The sequence below is a fragment of the Oceaniferula flava genome, assembly GCF_016811075.1.
Taxonomy (GTDB): Bacteria; Verrucomicrobiota; Verrucomicrobiia; order Verrucomicrobiales; family Akkermansiaceae; genus Oceaniferula; species Oceaniferula flava.
In genome coordinates this window covers 1-683 of sequence record NZ_JAFBGL010000037.1, presented here as the reverse complement: position 1 = coordinate 683, position 683 = coordinate 1, and the positions used below count along the sequence as shown (strand labels likewise).

The window sequence follows — 683 nt, the reverse complement described above, 5'->3', positions numbered from 1 at the left end:
TCCGACCGTTAACCGTTCGTTGTCCGCAGCCATTTTACAGTTAAACCCTTGCTCGTATGCGCGCTGTTCTACAGTTGGCGGTTGAGCTTTACGTTGGATAAGATTAATAATAAGACTCCTGATTTGAGTTGAATGGCGGTGGGCAGATGAATGAAGGATCAGAATGTGATCACATGCCGTCCATTGGCTGATGTTTCCCGCTGGCTTTAGTCGTAAGATGGCCATCATGTGATCACATACTGATCCTGGTCGAACGTTTTACACGATTGAGACAAGAAGAATTGGATGCCACATGGCGATGGTTGCCGTCTTGGTTACGCGCCGCAGCTACAGGGACAAGACTCTTCCGTAAACTCCAGAGACATGTCCCTTCCGCTGCTCTGCTGGCAGATGTTCTACACGAATGGCACATGTCTTGCGCTGCATCCGACCGATACCGAGGTTTTACACGTGGCGGAGTGGCGGTCACCCGTGAACTTGTAGGTGGAGATTTCACCTCAGCAAGATTGAGGGCATCGTGCGCCATCCTTTACACTCGGTGGGTGATCCGTTAAATTTTCCGTAGAGAGCACAGGGCTGGTCGAATCCAACAAGGCATTGCGGCCGACCGTTAACCGTTCTTGGTCGAAGGCCGTTTTACAGTTATGATCTGCGTTCGTATGCGCGGTGTTTTACAGTTGGCG

At 50.8% G+C, this 683-nt stretch carries 1 protein-coding gene; it reads right to left on the bottom strand.

What is annotated here, in order from left to right:
* Positions 1–228: hypothetical protein (locus tag JO972_RS16740; RefSeq protein ID WP_309491235.1), on the bottom strand; the 228-nt coding region annotated here is incomplete at its 3' end.
* Positions 229–683: the final 455 nt, after the last annotated feature.